Here is a 24,275-nt window from a genome sequence, read left to right on the forward strand (position 1 = left end):
GCCGGCGAAATAAGCTTTTGAATTTTATAGAAAACCGGCGCGAACCTGCCCAATCAGTCCACCTGCGCGGCGTCCCGGACGATTGGCTCCGGGTCTTCGAACAGGCGGCGGTCGGGCAGAAGGGAGTTGGCGTTGGTGCGCCGGAAGGCGGCGAGGGGGGAGAAATGCGGATCGGCCTCCGCATCCGGTCCGGCGGTGCGGCGCACCTCCGACGGCGAAACGCCGAACAGCTCCCGGAACTGGCGGGAGAAGTGGGCGCAGTCGGCGAAGCCGGCCTCGTTCGCGATGGCGGTGACAGACCGCTTGGTGTTGCGCAGCAGCCAGTGGCCATAGCGCAGGCGCAAGGACCGGTAGTATGTGGCCGGGCTGGTGCCCACCGCCAGCCGGAACAGCCGTTCGAACTGCCGGGTGCTGACGTTCAGCCGATGGACGATCTCCTCCACCGACAGCGGATCGCTGATGTGCTGCTCCATCAGCAGCAGGGCGCGGCGGACCCGGTCGTTGGTGATCTCCACCACCGTCGGCGGCTGGGGCTGCGACTGGCTGGCGGGACGGGCCTTGTCGATCAGCAGGATGTGCATGGTCTTCTGGGCGGTGGCGCGGCCCAGATGGCGTTCGATCAGGAAAGCGGCCAGATCGGCCACCCCGGCGCCGCCCGAACAGGTGATGCGGTCGCGGTCCACCACATAAAGCTGGTCGGCCACCGGCACCAGATCGGGAAATTCCTCGATGAAATCGCGGTGATGGTACCAGCTGACGCAGCAGCGCCGGTTCTTCATCAGGCCGATGCGGCTCAGCACGAAGCTGCCGGTGCAGACGCCGACCAGGGTCACGCCATAGGAAGCGGCGGCGCGTAGATAAGCGAGGGTTTCGTCGTCCAGCTGCGGGCCGGCATGCAGCAACCCGCCCACCACGACCACATAGTCGAAGCGGCGGGGATCGGTCAGCGGTTCCCAGCGGGCGACGCCGATGCCGCAGCTCGACATCACCGGTTCGGCCCGTGACCCCATGATGGTCCAGCGGCAGCGGATCTGCCGCGACCGGTCGCCCTCGTCGGCGGCCAGCCGCAGGGCGTCGATGAAGGGGGCCAGCGCCGTCAGGGTGAAATTGTTGGTCAGGATGAACCCGACCGACAGAAGCGCGCGTTCCTCCTGCCGGGGGGCGGGACCGCTACCGCCGAACCGGCGATATTCCACTGTCTTCCCCACCAGGACACCCTCCCAGTCCGACGGCCCCCGTTTGACGGCCATCTTCCATCCTTCGGAATGCTAGCGTCAGCGGCCTGCCCCCGGAAGACAATTCATTGGCGATGCGTCTAACGCTCCACCACCAGATCGCTGGTGGGACGGCTGCAGCAGAGCAGGATCAACCCCTGGTCGATTTCCCGTTTGCGGATGCCGCCGGTGTGGTTCATTTCCACCGTGCCGGAAATCAACCTTGTCTTACAGGTCCCGCACAGCCCGCGCGAGCAGGATGTCGGAACCCGGATGTCGGCCGCCGATGCCGCGTCCGCCACGGCCATGTCCGGCAGGCAGGTAAAGACCTTGCCGGTCTTGGCGAATTCGATGCGGAAGCCGGCCGATTGCAGCGCGTCCTCAATCGGTGCCTCTTGGACCGGTGCGTCCTGGGGCGATCCCCCGGCGGCAAGGTTGGCCACGAGCTCTTCGAAATTGAAGCTCTCCTGATGGTAGCGGCTCATGTCGAAGCCGCCTTCCTCCAGGAAGGTCCGCACTGCCTTCATGAAGGGACCGGGGCCGCAGACATAGACCTCCCGTTCCATGAAGTCCGGCGCGATCAGGCCCAGCATCGGCAGCGAGAGCCGGCCGGTGAAGCCGGCCCAATGAGCCTCGGTGCCGATGCCCTCGCAGACATGGGCGACGCGCAGGCGCCGGCCGGGGCCGGTCAGCGCGTCCAGTTCACGGCGGAAGACGATGTCGGCCGGGGTGCGGGCGGCGTGGACGAAGACGATGTCGTGATCCTCGCCGAGATCGTCGAAGGTCCGGGTCATCGACATCAGAGGCGTGACGCCGCTGCCGCCGGACAGGAACAGGAACTTGCGCGGCGTCTCGGACTGGCCGGGGGTGAATTCGCCGAGCGGGCCGACCGCGCGGATGGTGTCGCCCGGCTTCAGGGTGTCGTGCAGCCAGTTCGACACCGGGCCGCCGGGCACCCGCTTGACGGTGATCGAAAGCCGGTGCGGCCGGGCGGCGGAAGAGGAGACGGTGTAGCTGCGGTGAATGGTTTCGCCGCCGATGGGCAGTTCCAGCGTGATGAACTGGCCCGGCCTGAACCGGAACAGGCAGGGTTGCCGCGGTGCGAAGACGAAGGTCTTCACATCGTGCGTTTCGTCCCGCACCGCCCGGCACACCAGCGTGTCGTCGATTTCGGGATCCCAGTTCCGGACCGGAGGCAGGCCCGTATCCTGCTGCATCGTCATCTCTCTTCCTGAGCCGTGAAGCCTTGGTCACGAACGGCGGGCGGTCCCGGCGTTTGGCCGGCCGGGATGTCCTGGCGCCGCGTCATTCGGCGGCGACGCTCACTGCGGCCTGCTTGCCCAGCAGATGCTCGGCCATGCGGCCGACGTACCACTCCGTGAACTTCTCGACGAGCGGCTCGGTGTAGGGCGAGTAGGGGCCCGGCTCGTAGGCGGGGCTGATGGCGCCGTTGTGCGAGATCTCGACCAGATCGGCGTCCTGCTGGTTGGTCGCCTCCCACACCTCCGTCAGGCGGTTCAGGTCGTAATCGACGCCTTCCACCGCGTCCTTGTGGACCAGCCAGCGGGTGCGCAGAAGATTGCGGTCGGGACCGAGCGGGAACACCGAGAAGGTCACGATGTGGTCGCTCATGAAGTGGTTCCAGGAATTCGGCTGGGTCCAGAAGGACAAGGCACCCAGCTTGCGCTCGGCGATCGACCCCAGCAGCTTCTTGGAGGCGCTGCGCGTGTCCTTGGTGTGGGCCTCGCCGGCACCGTCCAGCGGCAGCCGCTCGGCGCGGAAGCCGGTGGTGTCGGTCAGATGCTCGATCTCGCGGCTGGGGAAGCCCGATGCCTCCCAGCCGGTATGGCAGCTTTGCACCAGGGCATCGTATTTGGCGGCATGTTCCATCCGCTTCGGGTTGGTGCCATCGGGCGCGAAGCCGAAGCCGTATTCGAACAGCGGGATGGTCAGTTCTGGATGATTGCCGACGCAGTGGTAGCATTCACGATTGTTCTCCATCGTGAGCTTCCAGTTGCCTTTCTCGATCAGGTCGACGGTCTTGGCGATCTTGCAGTTCTTCAGATCGTGCGGAAGGATATAGGGCTCGATGGCCGCTGCCATGCGGTCGATGTCGTCCGGAGCCTCCTCCGCCAGGCAGATGAAGATCAGGCCGCCGACCGAGCGGATGTGGACCTTTTTCAGGTTCCGGCACTTGCGGTCGAAATCGTTGCCCATATGCTCGGCGAACAGAAGCTCGCCGTCCTGGCCGTAGGTCCACTGGTGATAGCTGCACACCAGATTGCCGACGGAGGTCTTCTCCTTCAGGACGATGCGCGCGCCGCGGTGGCGGCAGACATTGTGATAGGCGCGCAGTTCCATGTCGTCGTCGCGCATGACGATGACGGACGTCTTGCCGATGTCCACCACCATCACGTCGCCCGGCTCCGCCACGTCCGGTTCCACACCCACATGCAGCCAGTGGCGGCCGAAGATGATCTCCATGTCCAGCTTGAAGATCTCATCGCTGGTGTAGAACGGGGCTTCCAGGCTGTGACCCTTCTTTCGGCGCTTCAGCAGGGCTTCTATGGAAATCTCGGACGACATGGCGGTTGACCTTCTGCGGGAGTGGGCCAGCGGGAGTTGGGCAATGCGTTCGTGGAGCCGCTTCAACCTTGACCGGGCTGTGATTTTCTCGATTCCACGACACACAGCCTGCCGCCAGCCGCAGCGCGTCGCGTTCTGGATTGCGACATCAACTTTAAAAAGGCCGACAGGACATCCTGTCTTTTTGCGCAGGCCGGGCATGAGGCAATGGTCGGTTTGCGACAGGATGCGAATATTCGGGACGGATGGTCGTTCGATCCGGCCGGGAGTAAGGCCGGCGTTCGGCGAGATGATAAGTGCCGGCTATCCTCCGTAACGTCTCATCGCCACAGGACTGCCGAGCGTTTTCCTATCTCCATGGCAGATTTTAAAATATCCGCAGCCAAATCCGGCAGCATTCGCCGGGCGGGCAGACGTCGTACGGCGTTGTCGCAAATGCGATACGAACTGCCGCTGTGATGAAGGTTTTTTGCTTTCAAGCCCGGCATTCTTCCTCAATCAGCACTGATGCCAGATAGGTTCGCATCGGTTGGAAACAGCTTTCCGTTCAATGCCGGAAGGCGGTCGGCCACCCGTTTCCATGGACGCCAACCCGTCATGCGGCCGCAGTCACCGGTAGGTCGGAGATGACCTGCCGGGCCATGCGCACGCGTCCGGTTGAAGGCCCGGCACGGCGGATCGGTCAATCCAAGCGGAAGAACCCAAACAAACAAACGACAAAACAAACGACACGAGGAGGCTTCTTGATGAAAATCTTCGGTAAAGCCTTGGGCATGCTGCTGTCGGCGGCCATGACGGTCGGTCTGGGGACCGCTGTGACCGCCATCCCGGCGCAGGCCGCGGAGAAGTCGATCAACATCGGCTGGACCGCCTGGTCGGACGCCGAGGCGGTGACGAAGCTCGCCAAAGCGGTGATCGAGGAGCGATTCGGTTACAAGGTCGAACTGACCATGGCCGACATCGGCATCCAGTATCAGGGCATCGCCAGCGGCAAGCTGGACGCCATGCTGATGTCGTGGCAGCCCCTGACGCACAAGCCCTATCTCGACAAGGTCGGCAAGGACATCGTCGATCTCGGCCCGCTCTATACCCGCGCCCGCCTGGGCTGGGTGGTGCCGGACTACATCCCCGTCGATCAGGTCAAGACCATCGAGGATCTGAAGAAGCCGGAGGTGCAGAAGCAGCTCGGCGGCAAGATCCAGGGCATCGATCCGGGATCGGGGTTGATGCAGGCGTCGGAAAAGGCGCTGAAGACCTACGATCTGAAGGGAATGCAGCTGGTGTCGGCCAGCGATGCCGCGATGCTCGCCGCTCTGGAGCGCGCCATGAAGCGCAACGAGTGGATCGTCGTGACCAGCTGGAGCCCGCACTGGATGTTCGCCAACTGGAAGCTGCGCTATCTGGAGGATCCGAAGGGCGCGCTCGGCGGGCTGGAGAGCGTGAACGCCGTGGTCCGGAAGGGCTTCTACCAGGATCACCCGGAAATCTACGAGTTCCTGAACCGGATGGTTCTGCCCATCGGCGATCTGGAGGCGATGATGCAGGAAGCCCGCCAGACCAGCTATGAGAAGGCGGTCGACAATTACATCAAGAACAACAAGGCCCGGATCGATTACTGGGTCACCGGCAAGCTCTGATCCACAGCCGGGCACCCTTTCCCGCACCATTCCCGGCACTGTCGATGGAGGCGGTCCGTTCTCAACGCGCAAACGCGTGACGGACGGCCGTCTCCAGCCATTCCCGTTTTCAGTCCTTTCATGATCGGGAGCGCCGATGAACTCGCCAACTCACCTGCAAGGCACCATGCCGGCCGGCATCGGGATGTTGTCGGTTACGGGACTGTGCAAGCTGTATGGCGGCAACGCCGCCCGCGCCTTGACCATGCTGCATGCCGGAAAGGACCACGCCGACATCCGGCGGGAAACCGGTACGGTGATGGCGGTCGCCGATGTTTCGTTCGGTCTTGCGGCCGGCGAAATTCTTGCGATTCTCGGGCGGTCCAATTCGGGCAAGTCCATACTGATCCGCATGGTGAACCGTCTGGTCGAACCGACTTCAGGCATCGTGTGCCTGAACGGGCGCGACATGGCGGCGATGAAACCGGCCGAACTGGTGGCCGCCCGCCGCGATACCATGGCGATGACCTTCGGCGCCGTCGCGCTGATGCCCAACCGCACCGTTCTGGAAAATCTGGCGTTCGGGCTGGAGGTCGCGGGCTTGCGTCGGCGTGAGCGTCAGGACCGCGCCCGGGCCGTGCTGACGCGCATGGGGCTGGCCCCTCTGGCCGACCGGCGTCCGCCTGAAATTCCGTCCGAGGCGCGGCTGCGGATCGGGCTGGCGCGGTCCCTGATCGGCGATCCGCCGCTGCTGCTGATGGATGCTCCCTTCGTCGGGGTCGATCCCGTCCTGCGGCTGGAGCTTGAGGCGGAACTCCTCGACTGGCAGCGGGCGCATCGGTCGGCCGTGCTGTTCACCACGCAGGACCCGGACGAGGCGATGCGGATCGCGGACCGGATCGCCTTCATGGAGAACGGCCGCTTCGCGCAGGTCGGCACCCTGGATGAAATCCTGGGGTCTCCCGCGAACGACCATGTTCGGTCCGCCTTCCAGGATATCGCGGCACGGCGGCGCGAGCGCCAGCGCTCCGTTCAACTGGAGGAACTGATTTCCCATTTCGAACGGACGGCGATGGCGGGGCTGGATACGGTGGATTCGTCGGCGGGAGCGCTCGACGGCACCGCGCGCCAGCTGACCGGCATCATCGACCGCACCAACGAGCAGGCGGGCGAGACCGTGGTGGCGGCTGAGCAGATCGCAAGCAACGTCCAGTCCGTTGCCGCATTGGCCGACGAGACCTTTCGGTCGCTGGGGGAAATCCGCCTCCGCATCGACGATTCCACCCGCATCGCCCTGTCGGCGGTCGAGGAGGCCCGCAAGGCCGACCGGTCGGTGCACAGCCTGCGGCAGTCGGCCGACGGCATCGGCAACGTCGTGCGCATCATCGACGAGATCACCGGGCAGACCAATCTCCTGGCGCTGAATGCGACCATCGAAGCCGCCCGTGCCGGCGAGGCAGGCAAGGGCTTCGCTGTGGTGGCGCAGGAGGTGCGCCAGCTCGCCAGCCAGACCGCCAAGGCGACGCAGGATGTCTCGATCCGCATCCAGGCGATGCAGGACGCGACCGGCAACGCCGCCCAGGCCTTGCAGAGCATCACCACGGTGATCGAGGAAATCAGCACGATCTCGCTGGCCATCGCCAAGTCGATGGAGGCGCAGGCCGCCGCCTCGGCCACCATCCATGCCAGCATCGACCAGGCGGCATCCGGGGCGGGCGTGGTCGCGCGCAACGCCCGGCATGTCACCGGCGGCGCCCGCGACACCGAAAGCGCCACACGGCACGTCCTGTCCGCCGCTGCCGACCTCGCCGGTCAGACCGTACGGCTGCGCGGCAGCATCGAACAGTTGCTGGACGGCATCCGCACCGGATGACCGGCCCACCACCCTTTCTCAAGAGAGCAAGAATCCCATGAGCAATCCGCTGTTCCGTGTCGGCGAGGCTACCGTCTTCGCCAAGGAAGGTCAGTTCACCGACGCCATGCCGGAAATCGTGATCGGCACGGTCGACGGTCCGGCCGGCCATGCGTTCGCGACCATGATGGGGCAGACCGCCGGCCACACCCGCATGTTCGCGGTGCGGGACTGCAACCAGATGGTTCGTCCGGCCACCATGATGGTGTCCAAGGTGACGATGAAGTCCAGCGCCTATGTCGACCTGTTCGGCGGCGTCGTCCAGGCCGCCACCGCCGACGCCGTGCTGGACTGCGTCATCGAGGGTCTTCTACCGCGCGACGGGATCAACGACCTGTGCATTCTGGTGATGGTGTGGATCGATCCCCGCTGCGCGACCGATGCGAATCTCGACCGCGCCGATCTCTATCGCACCAACTACGAGGCGACCAAGATCGCCATCGGCCGGGCGATGCGCAACGAACCCACCATCGACGAGCTGATCGAGAACCGGCACAAGGTTCGCCACTTCATGCTGGATGCGCAGGAGTGAGCTTCAGCCCAAGGGCGGCAGCCATGCGCCGGCTCTTTGGGGTCGGGTTCGGGTCGTCGACTACCGGTCCCAATTGCCGATGATGGCGTCGATGGTGCCGTCCTTCTTGAGTTTTTCATAGGCTGTACGCAGCCGTTCGGCCTTATCCGCCCGAGCCTTCGGCACCGAGATGTAGCGCGGCACCATCGCCAGGGGCTTGGGCAGGATTTTGACCGATGCGGTACGGCCTTCGCTGTCGGCCAGATATTTGAGCACCTGCAAATCGCCGGCGATGGCATCGACACGGCCGAGAAGCAGGCGTCGGAACGAGACAACGCTGCTGCTGCTGGGGACCCTCTCGAAGAGCTGCGACTTGTCGAACTCGGGCGTATATTCGAAGCCTTCGACGACGCCGACCCGCAGCCCCCGCAGATCCTCGATACCCCTGTAATCGATGTCCGAATTGCTGCGGACCATCAGAACGGTCGCGCCGACCCGGTAAGGTCCGATCAGATGGCCGCGCTCCAGACGGCGGGGCGAGGTGAAGAACTGGAAAGCGACGTCCACCTCGTTCTCGTCGTGGGCGCGCACCACCTCCGGCCAGGTCATCGGGCGGTGAACCGGATACACGCCGATTTCCTTCAGCATCGCTTCGACGATCTCGGTGTCCATTCCCGTCCGCTTGCCCCGCAACGTAAAATTATAGGGCGGGAAGAAATCCTCGGAAGCGACGAGCCAGTTCTCGGCACGGGCCGGGGCCGCGTTGAAAATCAGCGCGCCAACCAGCAGCGTCGCGATGCATCCCATGACAGTGCCCAGCACCCTCATGATCGGTGCCGTCCGCTTCGCGGGATGAAGAATACTGGAAACAGGAACCATCGATCTCGCCAACATGCCGGAGTTTTGGGGGATGCACGCTTCATGGGTGAAGCAGCATCTCCGTCTCCGGCGAGTGGTACATCGACAGCTTCGGGTTGGGGAAGGGATCTTATCGACGGTCGTGCCGCCCCCCATCGCCCCGGGGGCCTTCAAAGCCTCGACGGTTCCGCTTCGGGCTCTTCCTCTCCGATGCCGTTCCCGGATTTTTCCACACCCGGCGTGACGCCGTCCAAGGGCCCCGGAATCGGTGCCTGGGGAAGGAAGGGGAGGCGCTGGTCCAACGGCACAGGGGGGCGGACCGTCATCCGCCAGAGCGCGAACGCCAGCGCGACGATGGCGACCAATGCCGAGAACAGGAACAACCCATCCTGCTCGAAAACCGCCATCACCAGCGAGGCGAGGAAAGGGCCGGCGATGGCGCCGATCGAGAAGCCCAGCACCATGCCGCCGCTGGCCGGTACCATTTCGGCCGGCGTCAGGAAGTCGTTGGTGTGCGAGACGCAGATCGGATAGATCGCGAAGATGATCCCGCCGAACAGGGAGATGCCGGCCAGCAGCGGGCCGAACCCGCTCTCCGGCAGCATCGTCATGCCGATGCTGATAACGGCCAGGGCCGCGAACAGGCCGACCAGGACCAGCCGCCGGTCGATAAGGTCTGAAAGCTTGCCGAAGGGCCATTGAAGGAGCATGCCGCCGATGATGGCGGCGCTGACGAAGGTCGCGGATTGGCCCAGATCGTAGCCGAGATGCCGGACATAGACCGGACCCAGCCCATAGAAGGCGCCGACGACCAGCCCGCTGATCACCGTGCCGGCAAATCCCAGCGGACTGGCGCGGTAGAGATGGCCGATCCTGACGGACTCCAGCTTCTGCAACAGGGGCGGGGCCGTACGGCTCAGCGCGACCGGGACAAGGGCGAGCGAGACCAGGATCGACACGATGACGAACTGCTTGAAGCCGTGCGGATCGTCGATGACCATCAGATACTGGCCTACCCCTTGCGCACCATAGAGCGCGATCATGTAGAGGGCCAGGATCTGTCCGCGCGTGGCCGAGGTGGCGCTCTGGTTCAGCCAGCTTTCGATGCAGACGAACAGGCCCGCCATGCAGCAGCCTTCCACGAGGCGAAGGGCGATCCAGGCCGCGGGGTCGGACCCCAGCGTGTGCCCGAGCGTCGCCGCCACCAGAACCGTCGCGGAGGCGCTGAAGGCGCGGATATGTCCGACCTGCCCGACCAGCCGGAACGCCTGTGTCGATCCGACCGTCACCCCCAGGTAATAGGCGGCGGTCAGGGCGCCGAGCAGGATGGGCGGGGCGCCGGCGGCATCCAGCCGAACGCTGACGATGGTCGTCAGCGCTCCCGTACCTCCCATCATCAGGAACACCGCGAGAAGCAGCGGGACGATCGGTTGGATGAGGGGCATCGCTTGATCCGCCGGAGGGGGGAGAAACGCCCGCCTTGTCTGGGCCGACAGTTCCGACAAGGCGGGAACAGCGACCTTATAACCGGGTGTCGCCGTTGTGGACACTGGCAAGAAAGGCCTCGACGGCGGCGAGCGCCATGCGTTCATCCTCGATCACGACATGCCGGCGCAACTCCTGCACCGCGGCGGCGAGGCCGCCCGATGCGAAAGCGCGGCGGATCGCCTGGGTGGCGTTTTCGTCGATGAGTTGCAAGATCGGTGGACTCCTTTTGTTACCGCAGGACGATTGCCCGATGGTCGTGGAGCATGACGCGCGCTTCGATGTGCAGACGGATGGCCCGGGCCAGGACGACGCTTTCGACGTCACGGCCGATGGCGACCAGATCGTCGGGCGACATCGAGTGATCGACGCGCGCCACCTCCTGCTCGATGATCGGTCCTTCGTCGAGGTCGTCGGTGACGTAGTGGGCGGTGGCGCCGATCAGCTTCACGCCGCGCTTGTAGGCCTGATGGTAGGGCTTGGCCCCCTTGAAGCTGGGCAGGAAGCTGTGGTGGATGTTGATGACCCGCCCGGCCATCCGCGTGCAGAGGTCCTGAGACAGAACCTGCATGTAGCGGGCGAGCACGACGAGTTCGACGTCGTTCGTCTCCACGATCTCCATCAGGCGGAGTTCCTGCTCCCGCTTGGTGCCGGACGAAACCGGGAGATGGTGATAGGGGATGCCGTGGGATTCGACCTGGGACCGGAAGGCGTCGTGGTTGGAGACGACGCCGACGATGTCGATGGGCAGCGCCCCGATGCTGTGGCGGTACAGAAGGTCGTTCAGGCAATGGCCGAACTTCGACACCATGATCAGGATCTTCGGCCGCCGCCGTGCATCCCGCAGCGTCAGGGTCATCCCGAAGCGCCCGACGATGGGTTGCAGATCGTCGATGAGGGCGGCTTCGCTGCGGATCGATTCCGGAGCGTCGAAGGCCATCCGCAGGAAGAAATGCTCGCCGTCGTGATCGACGAACTGCGCGCTTTCGATGATGTCGCAGTCGCGGTCGTACAGATAGGTGGAGATGGCGGAGATGATCCCCGGCCGGCTCAGGCAACTGACAGTCATGTAGAAGAGGTTGTGATTGGGACGCATCGCGGATCTCGCGCCTAAGGATTTGGCCGGGGGAGGTATGGTCAGGCGATGTCGACGATGATCGGCTCATAGCCGAGCCGGCCCAGGAAGGCCGACAGGTCGTCGGGATGCATCGACAGCGTCGTGCGATTGGTCATCGGGTGGAAATTGACGGTGTCGCCGGTCAGGACGCGGCGTTCCAGCACCAGACGGACGCGGCGCTCCTTGTCCGCCACCAATGCCAGCGGGCTGACGCCGCCCGGCTCGATGGACAGGACCTGCTCCAGCGTAACCGGCGAGGCGAAGGACAGCTTGGCCGAGCCGATGACCGGGGCCAGCTCCTTCATGTTCACCGACTGGTCGTGCGGCAGCACCACCAGCCACAGCACGCCCTTGGCGTCCTTCAGAAGCAGGTTCTTGGTGTGCACGCCAGGAACGCTGCGCCAATGCTCCTCCGCATCGGCGACGGTCCGCACCGGCGGATGGGCGTGCAGGCGCATCGGCGTCGATGCCAGGGCGAGTTCCCGGCACAGCTCTTCGGGAATGCCGGCCTCGCGCCAGTGCAGCTGCATGGTGTCGTTGTCGTCGAGCATGGTCGCCATCCTTGTTGAGCCCGGCAAGCCACGGAAAGCGGATTGCCGCAGTGCGGGTCGAGGGCACCGTGGATGGTTGCGCTCCCGACCGTTCCGTTGGACGCAGCATGGCTAAAGGATCCACCCGCCGATTGTACGGGTGCGTCACCGGCGTTGAACGGAGCGGCCGTGGCAAAGTCCCTGCCGGAGTCTCAGCCCTTGCGGAAGACGGACGGCGTCATGCCGCGCCGTTCCTTGAAGGCGCGGACGAAGTGCGAGGAATCGCAGAAGCCGACGGCGGCGGCGACCTCCGTCACCGACTGCTCGGTGTTGCGCAGCAGGAATTCGGCATGCTCCAGCCGCATGATCCGGTAGGCCTCGGTCGGCGTCATGCCCAGCGCGTTCTGGAAATGCCGCTCAATCTGACGCCGGGCGGCCCCCAGCCGGCGGGCCATCTCCGCCACCGACAGCGGCACGTCGATGTTCTGCTGCATCAGCAGAAGCGCCTTCCGCACCACCTCGTCATTGGTGGAGAAGTCGAGGGGGATGCCCGGCTGTGGCTTCTCTCCGCGCAGGGCGTCGTCGATGATCATGATGTGCAGGCTTTTGCGCGCCTGGGCCCGCCCGACATGCTTTTCCACGAGATAGGCTGCGAGATGGGCCGAACTCGTCCCGCCCGAGCAGGTCAGCCGGTCGCGGTCGACGATGAAGATCTGGTCGGAGACCGGCGTGATGCCGTCGAACTGCTCCAGGAAGTCGGCGTGGTGGAACCAGCTGATGCAGCAGCGGTAGCCGTCCATCAGCCCGGCCCGCTGCAAAATGAAGGCGCCGGTGCAGACGCCGACCAGCGGGATCTTCGCCGCCGCCGCCTGCCGCAGATAGCGGATGTAGTCTGGGCTGAGGTTGGAGATCTCGTCGATCAGCCCGCCGATGACGACGATGTAGTCGAACTTTGCCGGATCGCCCAGCCGCTCGGTCGGCTGCATCAACATGCCGCAACTGGATGCCACCGGCCGCATCTGGTCGGACAGCACCGACCACTCGCAGAGGATCGGCCGGCTGCGGTCGCCTTCGTCGGCAGCCAGCCGCAGCACATCGACGAAATTGGCGAAGGCACACAGCGTGAAGCGGTGGGCGAGGATGAAACCGACGGACAGGCGCGGTGCCGCGGAACGGTCCGGGAACCGGCCCGGCCTGATGGCGTTTGCCCTGGCAATGATTGTCATGTGACCTCCGGCGGATGCACCGTCGCACAGGTGACATTAAACTGACGCATCCATTCTGTCCAACGAAGGGTCGCCTCCCGATACTGTCAGCACATTGAACTTCGCGGTGCTGCCATGACCCGCTTCTCATTTTCCTCGCTGTTGACCAATGCGCTGACCGGCAACAAGAACTGGCAGCCTCAATGGCCCGATGCGGAACCGAAATCCGAATATGACGTCGTGATCGTCGGCGCGGGCGGGCATGGTCTGGGTGCGGCCTATTATCTCGCCAAGGAACACGGCATCACCAACGTGGCGGTGGTGGAGAAGGGGTGGCTCGGTGGCGGCAACACCGGCCGCAACACCACCATCATCCGCTCCAACTACCTGTACGATGAAAGCGCCCGGCTCTACGAGCATGCGGTGAAGCTGTGGGAAGGGCTGAGCCAGGAGCTGAACTACAACGTCATGTTCTCGCAGCGCGGCGTGATGATGCTGGCGCACACGGTCCATGACATCCAGAGCTTCAAGCGCCACATCCACTCCAACCGCCTGAACGGCATCGACAACGAGTGGCTGACGCCGGAACAGGCCAAGGAATACTGCCCGCCGCTGAACATCGCCGCCAACGCCCGCTATCCGGTGATGGGGGCCGCGTTGCAGCGGCGCGGCGGCACCGCCCGCCACGATGCGGTGGCCTGGGGCTATGCGCGGGCCGCCTCGGCGCGCGGGGTGGACATCATCCAGAACTGCCCGGTGACCGCCATCCGCCGCGACGCCTCCGGCCGCGTCACCGGCGTGGAGACGGCGCGCGGCTTCATCAAGGCCAAGAAGGTCGCGGTGTCGGCCGCCGGCAACACCTCGGTGGTGATGGACACCGCCGGCGTCCGGCTGCCGCTGGAAAGTTATCCGTTGCAGGCGCTGGTGTCGGAACCGATCAAGCCGGCCTTCCCCTGCGTGGTGATGTCCAACACGGTGCACGCCTACATCAGCCAGTCCGACAAGGGGGAGTTGGTCATCGGGTCGGGCACCGACCAATACACCTCCTACAGCCAGCGCGGCGGTCTGCCGCTGATCGAACACACCGTCGCCGCCATCTGCGAGGTGTTCCCGATCTTCAACCGTATGCGCATGCTGCGCAAATGGGGCGGCATCGTCGACGTCACGCCCGACCGCTCGCCGATCATCGCCAAGACGCCGGTGCCGGGGCTCTACGTCAATTGCGGCTGGGGAACCGGCGGCTTCAAGGCGACGCCGGGGTCGGCCAACGTCTTCGCCCACACCATCGCCCGCGACGAGCCGCACCCGATCAACGCGCCGTTCACGCTGGAACGCTTCAGGACCGGGCGGCTGATCGACGAGGCCGCCGCCGCCGCCGTCGCGCATTGAGGAGACGATCATGCTGCTCATCCGCTGCCCCTATTGCGAAGCAGAGCGCCCGGAGGTGGAGTTCACCTATGCCGGCGAGGCGCACATCGCGCGCCCGGCGGACCCCTCCGCCCTGTCCGACGACGAATGGCGCGACTTCCTGTTTATCCGCACCAACCCGCGCGGCCGGCATTTCGAGCGCTGGCGCCACATGCATGGCTGCGGCCGCTTCTTCAACGCGGTGCGCGACACCGTGACCGACAAATTCTCCATGACCTACAAGGCCGGGGCTCCGCGTCCGAGCGACGAGGAGATCGCGCTCGCTTCCAGCGCCGCCGCCGACTCCGCTGCCGCCTCCGCCGCCAGCGTCAAGGATGCACGTCCATGAGCAATTTCCGCATTGCCGGCAAGGGCAGGGTCAACCGCAGCCGTCAGCTCCGCTTCACCTTCGACGGCGTGGATTACAACGGCTATGAGGGCGACACGCTGGCGTCCGCGCTTCTGGCGAACGGCGTCCATCTCGTCGGTCGCTCCTTCAAGTACCACCGCCCGCGCGGCATCCTGACCGCCGGGTCGGAGGAGCCGAACGCGCTGGTCGGCAGCAACCGCGGCAACGGCCGGTTCGAGCCGAACACGCGGGCGACGGTGCTGGAGGTGTTCGAAGGGCTGAAGACCGAGAGCCAGAACCGCTGGCCGTCGCTGACCCGCGACATCGGCGCGGTCAACGACGCGCTCTACATGCTGTTCTCGGCCGGCTTCTACTACAAGACCTTCATGTGGCCGAAGAGCTTCTGGGACAAGGTCTACGAGCCGGTCATCCGCAACGCCGCCGGCCTGGGCAAGGCGCCGACCGCCCCCGATCCCGACACCTATGCCAGCCGCTTCGCCCATTGCGACGTGCTGGTCGTCGGCGGCGGTGCCGCCGGTCTTGCCGCCGCGCTGGAAGCGGGGCGCAGCGGCGCGTCGGTCATCCTGTGCGACGAGCAGTCGGAAATCGGCGGCTCGCTGCTGGCGGAGCCGACGGCCGAGATCAACGGGCAGCTGGCCTGGGACTGGCTGGAGGACACCAACGCCGCGCTGGCGGCGATGCCGAACGTCACCGTGCTGCCGCGCACCACGGCCATCGGCTACTACCACCAGAATTTCGTCGGCCTCTGCCAGCGGTTGACCGACCATCTGCGCATCGTGCCGGACGGCGCCCCGCGTGAGCGGATGTGGAAGGTCCGGGCCAAGCAGGTGGTGCTGGCCCAGGGCGCCATCGAGAAGCCGCTGGTGTTCGCCGGCAACGACCGGCCGGGCGTGATGCTGGCCGGTGCCGCCCGCACCTACCTGAACCGCTATGGCGTCAAGGTCGGCAACCGGGTCGTCGCGGTCACCAGCCATGACAGCGCCTGGCATGCCGCCTTCGACCTTGCCAAGGCGGGGGTGGAGGTCGCGGCCATCGTCGATGTCCGCGGCACCGTGCCGACCCAGCTTGTCGCGGCGGCGGATGCGCTGCGCATCAGGACGCTGATCGGCTGGACCGTCACCGGGACCAAGGGCCGGCTGCGCGTCTCCTCGGTGCGGGTCAATCCGGTTGGCGCCGGAGGCAAGGTCGGCGGTGCCGAGACCATCGCCTGCGACGCCTTGCTGATGTCGGGCGGCTGGACCCCCAGCATCCATCTGTTCTCCCACACCCAGGGGGCGCTGACCTGGAACGAGGACGGCCAGATGTTCCTGCCCGGTCGCGGCAAGGAGGAGTGCCGTCTGGCCGGTGCCGGCAAGGGCCGTTTCGGGCTGAAGGCCGCCTTCGAGGACGGTGCCGCCGCCGGCGCCGCCGCTGCCGCGGATGCCGGGTCTGGGGCTGGGTTTGGGGCCGAGCCGGCCGCCTACCATGTGGAGGGCGAGCTGTCCTTCACCGGGGTGACCGGCCGCGAGCTGCCGACCGACCTCGATCCGGGCCACGCCAAGGCGTTCGTCGATTTCCAGAACGACGTGATGGCCAAGGACATCCGGCTGGCGGTGCGCGAGGGCTTCAAATCCATCGAGCACATCAAGCGCTACACCACCAACGGCATGGCGACGGACCAGGGCAAGCTGTCCAACATCAACGGTCTGGCCGTCGCGTCCGATGCGCTGAAGCGGCCGATCCCGGCGGTGGGCCTGACCACCTTCCGCCCGCCCTACACCCCGACCAGCTTCGGCACCTTCGCCGGCTACAACAAGGGCGCGCTGTTCGAAGTGACGCGCAAGACGCCGATCGACGGCTGGGCCGAAGAGAACGGCGCGGTGTACGAGCCGGTGTCGCTGTGGCGACGCGCCTGGTACTTCCCGCAGGTCGGCGAGGACATGCATGCGGCGGTGGCGCGTGAATGCAAGGCGGTGCGCTCGTCGCTCGGCATCTTCGACGCCTCCACCCTCGGCAAGATCGAGATTGTCGGTCCCGACGCCGCCGAGTTCATGAACCGCATGTACACCAACGCCTGGACCAAGCTGGCCCCCGGCCGCTGCCGCTACGGCCTGCTGCTGGGCGAGGACGGCTTCATCCGCGACGACGGGGTGATCGGGCGTCTGGCCCATGACCGCTTTCACGTCACCACCACCACCGGCGGTGCGGCGCGCGTGCTGGGCATGATGGAGGATTATCTCCAGACCGAATGGCCCGACCTGAAGGTCTGGCTGACCTCGACCACCGAGCAATGGTCGGTGATCGCGCTGCAAGGTCCGAACGCCCGCAAGCTGATCGAGCCCTTCGTCGAGGGCATCGACCTGTCGGAAGGCGCCTTCCCGCACATGGCGGTGGCGACCGGCAAAATCTGTGGCGTGCCGACCCGGCTGTTCCGCGTCTCCTTCACCGGCGAACTCGGCTTCGAGATCAACGTGCCGGCCCGCTACGGCCGCGCGGTGTGGGAAAAACTGTTCGAGGCCGGCCAGCGCTTCGGCATCACCCCCTACGGCACCGAGACGATGCACGTCCTGCGCGCCGAGAAGGGCTACATCATCGTCGGACAGGACACGGACGGCACGCTGACGCCGGACGATGCCGGCCTGTCCTGGGCCGTCGGCAAGACCAAGCCGGACTTCGTCGGCAAACGCTCCCTGTCCCGTCCGGACATGCTGGCGGCGGACCGCAAGCAGCTGGTCGGCCTGCTGACCAGCGATCCGAAGACCGTGCTGGAGGAGGGGGCGCAGATCGTCCTCGACCCCAACCAGCCGGTGCCGATGGATATGGTCGGCCATGTGACCTCGTCCTACTGGAGCGCCGAGCTGGGGCGGTCCGTCGCCTTTGCGGTGATCCAAGGCGGCCGGTCCCTGCAGGGCAAGACCGTGCATGTGCCGATGCCGGACAAGGTCCATGTCGCGACCATCACCAGCATGGTGTTCGTCGATCCCGAGAACAAGCGTCTCAGCGCATAGGAGGCTTACCCATGCTTCTGGCCAATCACCCGTTGCTGGGCAAGACCATCCCCGGCGACACCGCAAGCCGGCTGAGCATCCGTGCCGCCGAGGATGTCGCCCGCTTCAGCCTGCGCATCGATCCCGCCGCTGTCCAGGCGGCCGGGGCCGCCTTCGGCGTGCCGCTCCCCACCCGCATCGGCGGGATGGTGGAAGCCGGTGGGCGCACAGCCCTGCAACTCGGACCCGACGAGTGGGTGCTGACCGCGCCGGTCGCCGAGAGCGACGCAATCGCCGACGCCTTCGCCGCCCTTGGGGAGACGCACAGCCTGGTCGATATCGGCCATCGCGAGGTCGGCATCCTGGTGGAGGGGGAGGCCACGGTGCTCGCCCTGCGCTCGGCCATCGCCTTCGATGTCGGGGCGATGGCGGTCGGCACCGGCTGCCGCACCCTCTTCGACAAGGCGCAGATCGTCCTGATCCGCGAGGACAAGAACCGCTTCCGGATCGAGGTCTGGCGCTCCTTCGCCGACCATGTCTGGGGAATCCTGCACGCCGTCAGCCGCGAAATCGCGCTCGGCCTCTGATCGAGAGAACCGCACATGACCCGTCATCAGTCCCTGCCGAAATCCGATCTCACCGATTCCGCGATTGCGGCGGCCATCGGGCGCGAGCTTAACCGCCAGAAATACGAGATCGAGCTTATCGCCTCGGAAAACATCGTCTCGGCGGACGTGCTGGCCGCACAGGGCTCGATCCTCACCAACAAATACGCCGAAGGCTATCCGGGCCGCCGCTATTATGGCGGGTGCGAGTTCGTGGACGAGGTGGAGACCATCGCCATCGACCGCGCCAAGCAGCTGTTCGGCGCCGGCTTCGTCAATGTACAGCCGCATTCGGGCGCCCAGGCCAATCAGGCGGTGTTCCTCGCCCTGCTCCAGCCGGGCGACCGGGTGATGGGCATGTCGCTGGCCCATGGCGGCCACCTGACCCACGGTTCGCCGGTGACGATGTCGGGCAAGTGGTTCGACATCGTCAGCTACGAGGTGCGCGAGAGCGACCAGCTGATCGACTATGATGCCCTGCGCGCCAAGGCACTGGAGACCAAGCCGAAGCTGATCGTCGCCGGTGCCTCGGCCTATCCGAGGGTGATCGACTTCGCCGAGTTCCGCCGCATCGCCGACGAGATCGGCGCCTATCTGATGGTGGACATGGCCCATTACGCCGGTCTGGTCGCCACCGGCCAGTATCCGGACCCGCTGCCGCATGCCCATGTGGTGACCACCACCACGCACAAGACCCTGCGCGGCCCGCGCGGCGGCATGATCCTGACCAACGACGAGGCGCTGGCCAAGAAGTTCAACTCCGCGGTGTTCCCGGGCAACCAGGGCGGTCCGCTGATGCATGTCATCGCCGCCAAGGCGGTCGCCTTCGGCGAGGCGCTGACCCCGGAGTTCAAGGCCTATGCCGCGCAGGTGGTCGCCAACGCCAAGGTGCTTTCCGGTACGCTGGTCAAGGGCGGGCTGGACATCGTGTCCGGCGGCACCGACTGCCACATGGTGCTGGTCGATCTGCGGCCGAAGGGCGTGAAGGGCCGCGACGCGGAGCGCGCGCTGGAGCGGGCCGGCCTGACCTGCAACAAGAACGCCATCCCGTTCGACCCGGAAAAGCCGGCGGTGACCTCCGGCGTGCGTCTCGGCACCGCGGCGGGCACCACCCGCGGCTTCGGCGAGGCGGAGTTCGCCCGCATCGGCGAACTGATCCTGACCGTCATCGACGCCCTTGCCGCCGCCGGACCGGAGGGCAATGCCGAGGTCGAGAAGCGCGTGCATGGCGAAGTCCGCGAATTGTGCGAGCGTTTCCCGATCTACGGCTGACCGGGACTCGTGCCGCTGGGAAATCCTGCTTAAGGCCAACTTTTTTGACCTGACGAGGCGCGCGATGTTTCTCAGCGTTTTCGATGTTTTCAAGATCGGCATCGGCCCGTCGTCGTCGCACACGATGGGACCGATGACCGCGGCGGTGCGGTTCCTCGACATGCTGCGGGCGTCGGCGGATGCCGCACCCGCGGCGATCAAGGTCCGGCTGCACGGCTCGCTCGCCTTCACCGGCAAGGGGCATGCGACGGACCGGGCGGTGCTGCTCGGGCTTCTCGACTACCGGCCGGACAACCTGAATGTCGATGAAGCGGAGGAGCGGATCGCCGAGCTTTGGCGGACCCGGAGGCTGCACCCGGTCGGTTTGCCGGCTCTGGACTTCGATCCGGAAACCGATCTGGTCTTCGACTTCGGGCCGCCGCTGCACGGCCATGCCAACGGGCTGGTTTTCCAGGCATTGGACCAAGCCGGGAAGGTGACGTTCTCGGAAATCTTCTATTCCATCGGCGGCGGCTTCGTCGTCACAGCGGCGGAACGGGAAGCTCCGCCGACGGTGTTCGCGAGCGAGTCCGCCGGCTGGCCCTATCCCTTCCACAACGCCGCGGCGATGCTGCGGATGGCGCGGGAGAGCGGCGCGTCCATCGCCGAGATGAAGCGCGCCAACGAGATCGTCGTCCGCTCCCCCGCCGAGGTGGACGAGAAGCTCGGCGCGGTCTGGGCGGCGATGAACGGCTGCATCGAGCGTGGCCTCAGCCTGGATGGCCAGCTGCCCGGCAGCCTCAAGGTCAAGCGGCGGGCCAAGGCCATCCATCAGCAGCTTCTGCGCGAACGCGGGGCCAATTCGAGCCTGCCGCACGTCGCGTCCGACTGGCTCGCCATCTATGCCATGGCGGTCAATGAGGAGAATGCGGCCGGCGGCAGGGTGGTGACCGCGCCGACCAACGGGGCGGCCGGCGTCGTGCCGGCGGTGATCCGCTATTACCTCGATCATTGCGCCGGGGCCGAGCCGGCCAAGGTCGCCGATTTCCTGCTGACCGCCGCGGCAATCGGCGGGCTGATCAAGCACAATGCCTCGATCTCCGGGGCGGAGGCCGGCTGCCAGGGCGAGGTCGGGTCGGCCGCCGCCATGGCCGCGGCGGGATTGTGCGCCGTGCTGGGCGGGACGCCGGAGCAGGTGGAGAATGCGGCTGAAATCGCGCTGGAGCATCACCTCGGCATGACCTGCGACCCGGTTGCCGGTCTGGTCCAGGTGCCCTGCATCGAGCGCAACGCCATCGGCGCCACCAAGGCGGTGGCTGCGGCGTCCCTGGCGCTGCGCGGCGACGGCCAGCACTTCATGCCGCTTGACAACTGCATCCAGGCGATGCGGCAGACCGGCGAGGAAATGAGCACCAAGTTCAAGGAGACCAGCCTGGGCGGGCTGGCGGTCAATCTGCCGGAGTGCTGACGCTCTCCGCCGTCTTGCCGCCAGCCTCTCCGTCGTCAGCCGAGGTCGATTCCATGGGCAACGGCATCCGGATATTCGCTGCATTGGATGGCGATTTGGCGCCGCTGCTGGCCTTTGGCTGGCTGCTGTCGATGAATCCGGGCGTGACCGTCACGGCCGGTCCTGCGGACCGTGGGCCGGGTGCCGGACTGTGCGCACGCGGTTATATGGATCTGCATGTTCTCACGCAGGACCACGGCAACGACACACTGTTGCGTAGCGCGGCAAGCCAGGCGCGCCGCCTTGCGGCCCTTCTCCCCGGTGAGGGAGCGCTCCACCTGAGCCAGGCGCCGGTCGGGAGGTTCGATCTGCTGTTGGCCGGCAGGCCGCAGCCCGGCAAGCCGTCCTGCTGGAGCGCCGATGCGCAGCGGTTCGGCGCGGTTCTGGTCGCCCCGCGCGAGACACCGTCCCACCTGGGGCGAAGCATCGCCATCCTGGCGGACGGGCCGCCACGCGAACTGAAATCCTTCCGCATCGCCCGACGGCTCTTTCCGGCCATCGCGTCGGTTCACCTGATCCTCGACGAGCGCGCCGATCCGGGACGGGCGGACGAGTGGCTGCGGCAACTGGACTGCCGGTGTCCGGTCCGGCTTTCGACGGTGCGGCCGACCACCGATGCGCAGAGCGCCGCCAGTCTCGATGCCGACGGCGACCTTCTGGTGGTGGAACGTCCGGCGCGCTTCTGGAATTCCATCGGCTTCGAGTGGCGGCTGGCCGCTCTTCTCGATCGCACGGCAGGGGCGGTGCTGTTCGCTCTTTGAACGCGAAGCGTCATTCCAGCCGTTCACCCAGCTTCATCCGCATCAGCGCCAGCTCCGGGGCATTGCGGGCCTCCATCTTTTCCAGCACGCGGGCGCGGTGGGTTTCGACCGTGCGGATGCCGATGGCGAGGCGGGTGGCGATGATCTTGTTGGGCAGGCCCTGGGCGACCATCTCCATCACCTCCAGTTCGCGCGGGCTGAGCAAGGCGAGGCGGCGGCGGATTTCCCCGACCTCCGCATCGGCGCTGCGCGCGGCGAGGTCACGCGCGAACGCCTCCTGCACCCGCTCGATCAGCAGATCCTCGTCGAACGGCTTTTGCAGGAAATCCACCGCCCCGGCCCGGAAGGCCCGCACCGCGGCGGTGACGTCGCCATGGCCGGTGATGACGATCACGGGCAGGGTCAGTCCGCGCCGGATCATCTCCTGCTGCAAATCCAGCCCGTCCATGCCCGGCATGCGGATGTCGAGAATGGCGCAACCCGGCTGGTCGGGGGATGCTGTCTCCATGAACTCGGCGGCCGACGCGCAGCAGCGTACGGCCAACCCGGCCAGATCGAGGTGAAGCGCCAGGGCATCGCGTACGGCCTCGTCGTCGTCCACCACGAAAGCCACCGGGGTGGCTCCGGAGCCCGCGGCGGGCGTCTCGGTCGTCATGCGGGCTCTCCGTTTTTGCCCGCGGCATGAGCGGGAATGGTGAACTGGAACACGGTACCGCCAATGGGACCGCCAACGGTGCCGCCATCCGGTCCGCTTCTTGCGGTCAGGGTGCCGCCATGGCTCTCGACGATGGTGCGGACGATGGACAGCCCAAGCCCCATGCCGGTTGGCTTGGTGGTGACGAAGGGGGCGAACAGGTTGCGCTCCACCACTTCGGCAAGGCCTGGTCCGGTGTCGCGCACGCCGATGGCGACGAAGCCGGGCTGGGCGGCGGGGCAGGCGAAGATCACGATGCGGCGCCGGGCCGTATGGGCCTGGGCGGACGGACCGCCACCGGCACTTTCACCCATCGCTTCCGCGGCATTGCGGACGAGGTTGAGAATCGCCTGCTGCAGTTGGACCGCGTCGCCGTCAACAGTCGGTAGGGGAGCAGGAAGGGCAGGGTCGATTTCGGCGACGATCTCCACCGCATGGCGGCTGGCCAGCGGGCCGGCCAGCGTCAGGCAATCGGCGATCAGCGTGGCGACCGGCAGCGAGGCGCGGTCGCTGGCTCCCTTGCGCACGAAATCGCGCAGGCTGCGGATGACCCGGTCCGCCCGCTCCGCCTGGGTGACGGTCTTGTCAAGGATCTCGGTCAGGCGGGGGGAGGCCCCTTCGATCCGGGCGACTTTGCGGGCGGCGCGGGCATAGCCCATCGTCGCCGCCAGCGGTTGGTTCAGCTCATGGGCCAGCGCCGCCGTCATCTCGCCCGCCTCGATCAGGCGGGAGGCGTGGGCGAGGTCGGACTGCCGCACCCGCAGCCTGTCCTCCGCCCGGCGGCGCTCGCTGACCACGGCGCCCAGCAGCAGGATGGTGACGGCCAGAGTCAGCATCAGCAGCTGGAAATGGGCCATGCGGTCGGTATCGACGCCGGTCGCCTGGATGGCGGCGATCAGCCCGGCCTGCGTGGCGACCGAGGCCACCACCGCGCCGACCAGCCCATGCCGCACGGCGATGCCGATGGCCGGCAGGAACAGCAGATAGAAATGCTCGTACTGCGAGGAGGCGAGCGGGCCGAAATCGAGCCACAGGGTGAAGCCGATCAGTGCCCCCTGCGCCAGCGTTTCCGCCGCACCGCTCCAGGACCAGCGCAGGGCCGGCATCCGCCGGCCGATCAGCACCAGCGGCGTCAGAACGGCGATGCCGATGACTTCGCCCGTCCAATAGCGCAGCAGCACCTCGGGAAAGTCCGTCCACGCGAACAGCCCGGTCGCGGTGTGGATGGCGATGAAGCACAGACCGATGCCCAGCACCGCCGCGGCGCTGCCGCCCAGCAGCAGGACGATGTCACGCAGCCGGGACAGGCCCGGATCGATTGCGCGGCGCAGCAGCCATCCTGCGATCCCATAGCCCAAGGCGACGACGCCGTTCGCGAGAAACGGGGCCCACAGCGTCATGGGCAGAAGCGTTATGGGCAGATCGCGGACGACGAAGTCGGCGGCGGTCAGGGCCAGCCAGACCAGGGGCACGGCGCGGACGCCGAACAGCACCGACACCCCCATCATCAGCCCGGCCGGCGGGTTCCACGGCGTGATGTTGATGGACGAGACCGCATGGATGAAGCTGATCCAATCCAGGAACAGGTGGACGGCCAGATAGGCCGGAACGAACATCCATTTGCGGCGGACAATCTGCGACATGGGGCGATGGTAACGCCAACCCGCTCCGACTGCATCA

General features: G+C 66.3%; 21 protein-coding genes. 10 read left to right on the plus strand and 11 right to left on the minus strand.

Features of this window, described 5'->3' with window-relative positions:
* Positions 1 to 53 precede the first annotated feature (53 nt).
* The 3 genes from ABNQ40_RS11385 to ABNQ40_RS11395 form a co-directional block, all read right to left on the minus strand.
* A complete protein-coding gene (locus ABNQ40_RS11385; RefSeq protein ID WP_247879513.1) occupies positions 54 to 1,250 on the minus strand; it encodes a GlxA family transcriptional regulator in 1,197 nt (398 codons plus the stop codon).
* 65 nt (positions 1,251 to 1,315) lie between these two features.
* Positions 1,316 to 2,431: a hybrid-cluster NAD(P)-dependent oxidoreductase gene (locus ABNQ40_RS11390; protein ID WP_109490673.1), complete on the minus strand. Its 1,116-nt coding sequence runs from the start codon at positions 2,429 to 2,431 to the stop codon at positions 1,316 to 1,318.
* A gap of 88 nt (positions 2,432 to 2,519) precedes the next feature.
* Complete coding sequence (locus ABNQ40_RS11395; protein WP_109047635.1) at positions 2,520 to 3,800, minus strand: SRPBCC family protein; 1,281 nt, start codon at positions 3,798 to 3,800, stop codon at positions 2,520 to 2,522.
* A 746-nt stretch (positions 3,801 to 4,546) separates the two neighbouring features.
* On the opposite strand from ABNQ40_RS11395, the gene ABNQ40_RS11400 reads away from it, so the two are divergent.
* The 3 genes from ABNQ40_RS11400 (at position 4,547) to fae (ending at position 7,860) form a co-directional block, all read left to right on the plus strand.
* A complete protein-coding gene (locus ABNQ40_RS11400) occupies positions 4,547 to 5,437 on the plus strand; it encodes a glycine betaine ABC transporter substrate-binding protein (RefSeq protein ID WP_098738481.1) in 891 nt (296 codons plus the stop codon).
* A gap of 136 nt (positions 5,438 to 5,573) precedes the next feature.
* On the plus strand, positions 5,574 to 7,289 hold the full coding sequence (locus tag ABNQ40_RS11405; RefSeq protein ID WP_247879515.1) for a methyl-accepting chemotaxis protein: 1,716 nt from the start codon (positions 5,574 to 5,576) through the stop codon (positions 7,287 to 7,289).
* Positions 7,290 to 7,326: 37 nt separating this feature from the next.
* Positions 7,327 to 7,860 carry a formaldehyde-activating enzyme gene (fae, locus tag ABNQ40_RS11410; protein ID WP_109047637.1) on the plus strand — a complete coding sequence of 178 codons (534 nt, stop codon included), beginning with the start codon at positions 7,327 to 7,329 and terminating at the stop codon, positions 7,858 to 7,860.
* A 60-nt stretch (positions 7,861 to 7,920) separates the two neighbouring features.
* On the opposite strand, the gene ABNQ40_RS11415 is transcribed toward fae, so the two are convergent.
* From ABNQ40_RS11415 to ABNQ40_RS11440, 6 genes are all read right to left on the minus strand, one after another.
* Positions 7,921 to 8,667 (minus strand): ABC transporter substrate-binding protein, encoded by a 747-nt coding sequence (locus tag ABNQ40_RS11415; protein ID WP_109047638.1) that lies wholly within the window; start codon positions 8,665 to 8,667, stop codon positions 7,921 to 7,923.
* A 200-nt stretch (positions 8,668 to 8,867) separates the two neighbouring features.
* Positions 8,868 to 10,142 carry an MFS transporter gene (locus tag ABNQ40_RS11420; RefSeq protein WP_391346564.1) on the minus strand — a complete coding sequence of 425 codons (1,275 nt, stop codon included), beginning with the start codon at positions 10,140 to 10,142 and terminating at the stop codon, positions 8,868 to 8,870.
* A gap of 76 nt (positions 10,143 to 10,218) precedes the next feature.
* A complete protein-coding gene (locus ABNQ40_RS11425; protein ID WP_199235218.1) occupies positions 10,219 to 10,395 on the minus strand; it encodes a hypothetical protein in 177 nt (58 codons plus the stop codon).
* A 19-nt stretch (positions 10,396 to 10,414) separates the two neighbouring features.
* Positions 10,415 to 11,278, minus strand: coding sequence for a formyltetrahydrofolate deformylase (purU, locus tag ABNQ40_RS11430; RefSeq protein ID WP_391346567.1), 864 nt, complete (start codon positions 11,276 to 11,278; stop codon positions 10,415 to 10,417).
* Positions 11,279 to 11,319: 41 nt separating this feature from the next.
* A complete protein-coding gene (locus ABNQ40_RS11435) occupies positions 11,320 to 11,850 on the minus strand; it encodes a YbaK/EbsC family protein (protein ID WP_391346570.1) in 531 nt (176 codons plus the stop codon).
* 191 nt (positions 11,851 to 12,041) lie between these two features.
* On the minus strand, positions 12,042 to 13,055 hold the full coding sequence (locus tag ABNQ40_RS11440; RefSeq protein ID WP_391346571.1) for a GlxA family transcriptional regulator: 1,014 nt from the start codon (positions 13,053 to 13,055) through the stop codon (positions 12,042 to 12,044).
* 114 nt (positions 13,056 to 13,169) lie between these two features.
* Here ABNQ40_RS11440 and ABNQ40_RS11445 point away from each other — a divergent pair, with 114 nt between their 5' ends.
* The 7 genes from ABNQ40_RS11445 to ABNQ40_RS11475 all read left to right on the plus strand — a co-directional run bounded on the left by ABNQ40_RS11445 (position 13,170) and on the right by ABNQ40_RS11475 (position 21,901).
* Positions 13,170 to 14,423, plus strand: coding sequence for a sarcosine oxidase subunit beta family protein (locus tag ABNQ40_RS11445; protein ID WP_391346574.1), 1,254 nt, complete (start codon positions 13,170 to 13,172; stop codon positions 14,421 to 14,423).
* A 10-nt stretch (positions 14,424 to 14,433) separates the two neighbouring features.
* Positions 14,434 to 14,790, plus strand: a complete 357-nt coding sequence (locus ABNQ40_RS11450) for a sarcosine oxidase subunit delta (RefSeq protein WP_377806793.1) — start codon at positions 14,434 to 14,436, stop codon at positions 14,788 to 14,790.
* The gene (locus ABNQ40_RS11455) at positions 14,787 to 17,798 is read left to right on the plus strand and encodes a sarcosine oxidase subunit alpha (RefSeq protein WP_391346576.1); all 3,012 of its coding nucleotides are present in this window, start codon (positions 14,787 to 14,789) and stop codon (positions 17,796 to 17,798) included. Before ABNQ40_RS11450 ends, ABNQ40_RS11455 begins: the two co-directional genes overlap by 4 nt.
* A gap of 11 nt (positions 17,799 to 17,809) precedes the next feature.
* The gene (locus ABNQ40_RS11460; protein WP_109047645.1) at positions 17,810 to 18,364 is read left to right on the plus strand and encodes a sarcosine oxidase subunit gamma; all 555 of its coding nucleotides are present in this window, start codon (positions 17,810 to 17,812) and stop codon (positions 18,362 to 18,364) included.
* 15 nt (positions 18,365 to 18,379) lie between these two features.
* Positions 18,380 to 19,654: a serine hydroxymethyltransferase gene (gene glyA, locus ABNQ40_RS11465; protein ID WP_109047646.1), complete on the plus strand. Its 1,275-nt coding sequence runs from the start codon at positions 18,380 to 18,382 to the stop codon at positions 19,652 to 19,654.
* Positions 19,655 to 19,718: 64 nt separating this feature from the next.
* Positions 19,719 to 21,101, plus strand: a complete 1,383-nt coding sequence (locus tag ABNQ40_RS11470; protein ID WP_109047647.1) for an L-serine ammonia-lyase — start codon at positions 19,719 to 19,721, stop codon at positions 21,099 to 21,101.
* 53 nt (positions 21,102 to 21,154) lie between these two features.
* Positions 21,155 to 21,901, plus strand: coding sequence for a hypothetical protein (locus ABNQ40_RS11475; RefSeq protein ID WP_109047648.1), 747 nt, complete (start codon positions 21,155 to 21,157; stop codon positions 21,899 to 21,901).
* 10 nt (positions 21,902 to 21,911) lie between these two features.
* On the opposite strand, the gene ABNQ40_RS11480 is transcribed toward ABNQ40_RS11475, so the two are convergent.
* On the minus strand, positions 21,912 to 22,556 hold the full coding sequence (locus tag ABNQ40_RS11480) for a response regulator transcription factor (RefSeq protein ID WP_109047649.1): 645 nt from the start codon (positions 22,554 to 22,556) through the stop codon (positions 21,912 to 21,914).
* Positions 22,553 to 24,238, minus strand: a complete 1,686-nt coding sequence (locus ABNQ40_RS11485) for an ATP-binding protein (RefSeq protein ID WP_247879517.1) — start codon at positions 24,236 to 24,238, stop codon at positions 22,553 to 22,555. The genes ABNQ40_RS11480 and ABNQ40_RS11485 overlap by 4 nt, the downstream gene beginning before the upstream one ends.
* Positions 24,239 to 24,275: the final 37 nt, after the last annotated feature.

The sequence above is a fragment of the Azospirillum sp. A23 genome (assembly GCF_042938965.1).
Classification (GTDB): domain Bacteria; phylum Pseudomonadota; class Alphaproteobacteria; order Azospirillales; family Azospirillaceae; genus Azospirillum; species Azospirillum melinis.

Bases quoted from the DNA above. Each gene is read 5' to 3' on its own strand.
- ABNQ40_RS11385 (WP_247879513.1), bottom strand. From the start codon at position 1,250: ATGGCCGTCAAACGGGGGCCGTCGGACTGGGAGGGTGTCCTGGTGGGG.
- ABNQ40_RS11390 (WP_109490673.1), bottom strand. From the start codon at position 2,431: ATGCAGCAGGATACGGGCCTGCCTCCGGTCCGGAACTGGGATCCCGAA.
- ABNQ40_RS11395 (WP_109047635.1), bottom strand. From the start codon at position 3,800: ATGTCGTCCGAGATTTCCATAGAAGCCCTGCTGAAGCGCCGAAAGAAG.
- ABNQ40_RS11400 (WP_098738481.1), top strand. From the start codon at position 4,547: ATGAAAATCTTCGGTAAAGCCTTGGGCATGCTGCTGTCGGCGGCCATG.
- ABNQ40_RS11405 (WP_247879515.1), top strand. From the start codon at position 5,574: ATGAACTCGCCAACTCACCTGCAAGGCACCATGCCGGCCGGCATCGGG.
- fae (WP_109047637.1), top strand. From the start codon at position 7,327: ATGAGCAATCCGCTGTTCCGTGTCGGCGAGGCTACCGTCTTCGCCAAG.
- ABNQ40_RS11415 (WP_109047638.1), bottom strand. From the start codon at position 8,667: ATGAGGGTGCTGGGCACTGTCATGGGATGCATCGCGACGCTGCTGGTT.
- ABNQ40_RS11420 (WP_391346564.1), bottom strand. From the start codon at position 10,142: ATGCCCCTCATCCAACCGATCGTCCCGCTGCTTCTCGCGGTGTTCCTG.
- purU (WP_391346567.1), bottom strand. From the start codon at position 11,278: ATGCGTCCCAATCACAACCTCTTCTACATGACTGTCAGTTGCCTGAGC.
- ABNQ40_RS11435 (WP_391346570.1), bottom strand. From the start codon at position 11,850: ATGCTCGACGACAACGACACCATGCAGCTGCACTGGCGCGAGGCCGGC.
- ABNQ40_RS11440 (WP_391346571.1), bottom strand. From the start codon at position 13,055: ATGACAATCATTGCCAGGGCAAACGCCATCAGGCCGGGCCGGTTCCCG.
- ABNQ40_RS11445 (WP_391346574.1), top strand. From the start codon at position 13,170: ATGACCCGCTTCTCATTTTCCTCGCTGTTGACCAATGCGCTGACCGGC.
- ABNQ40_RS11450 (WP_377806793.1), top strand. From the start codon at position 14,434: ATGCTGCTCATCCGCTGCCCCTATTGCGAAGCAGAGCGCCCGGAGGTG.
- ABNQ40_RS11455 (WP_391346576.1), top strand. From the start codon at position 14,787: ATGAGCAATTTCCGCATTGCCGGCAAGGGCAGGGTCAACCGCAGCCGT.
- ABNQ40_RS11460 (WP_109047645.1), top strand. From the start codon at position 17,810: ATGCTTCTGGCCAATCACCCGTTGCTGGGCAAGACCATCCCCGGCGAC.
- glyA (WP_109047646.1), top strand. From the start codon at position 18,380: ATGACCCGTCATCAGTCCCTGCCGAAATCCGATCTCACCGATTCCGCG.
- ABNQ40_RS11470 (WP_109047647.1), top strand. From the start codon at position 19,719: ATGTTTCTCAGCGTTTTCGATGTTTTCAAGATCGGCATCGGCCCGTCG.
- ABNQ40_RS11475 (WP_109047648.1), top strand. From the start codon at position 21,155: ATGGGCAACGGCATCCGGATATTCGCTGCATTGGATGGCGATTTGGCG.
- ABNQ40_RS11480 (WP_109047649.1), bottom strand. From the start codon at position 22,556: ATGACGACCGAGACGCCCGCCGCGGGCTCCGGAGCCACCCCGGTGGCT.
- ABNQ40_RS11485 (WP_247879517.1), bottom strand. From the start codon at position 24,238: ATGTCGCAGATTGTCCGCCGCAAATGGATGTTCGTTCCGGCCTATCTG.